We start from the raw sequence: 745 nt of genomic DNA on the forward strand, positions 1-745 counted from the left end.
TCTCGTCTCGTTTCGAGAACATCGCCTGCTCGCCGCCATCTCCGACAGGTTCGGCAGGAAGCTGGCCGGGCATGCCGCCCATCCGCGCCTCGTCGGCCTGCAGAAGATGCTGTGGACGAAGTCGCGCATGGCGATGCGCGAGGCCGAGCCGGCGCTGAAGGCGATGGCCGACGGCGGCGCCGACATCATGCTGATAAAGGGCGCCAGCCGCATTGCCTTGAACGCGTCGGCGCAGCGTGGCCGGGTGGCGCATGATATCGACATATTGGTGCGCCCGCGCGACATGGCTGCCGTCTTCGACATCTTGCGCGATCGCGACTGGCAGATCGCCTCGGGCGTCAGCGCGCAATATCTGCGAACCCGGTTGGCGTCGCTGCGGTCGATGAACTTCTTCAAGGGCCGTTTCGGTGACATCGACCTGCACCAGCTCGGCTATGACGGGTCGCAGACGAGCGCGGAAGACGACCTGGCCATCTGGCAACGGGCGGTCCCGGCACAATTCAGCGGCGTCGCGGTCTTCGTGCCGTCGCCGGCCGATCGCATGGCCCTGGCCATCGCCCATGGCGGCCTCGACGCCCATACCCACAGCGACTGGCTTGTCGACTGCGCGGTCGCCATCCATGGCGAAGACGTCGATTGGGACACGTTCCTCGACATCGTCGGCAGACGCGGCCTGGCGGTTCCAGCGGCGGTGGCGTTATCCTATCTAACGTTCGAGATCGGCATTCCGGTGCCGGAACCGACA

General features: G+C 66.0%; 1 protein-coding gene. It reads left to right on the top strand.

The annotated features are described in order from the left end of the window. The coding region (locus tag EN964_RS36165; RefSeq protein WP_164776541.1) for a nucleotidyltransferase family protein at positions 1–745 on the top strand (745 nt) is incomplete at both ends.

The organism is Mesorhizobium sp. M7A.F.Ca.CA.001.10.2.1 (assembly GCF_003998575.1).
GTDB lineage: Bacteria > Pseudomonadota > Alphaproteobacteria > Rhizobiales > Rhizobiaceae > Mesorhizobium.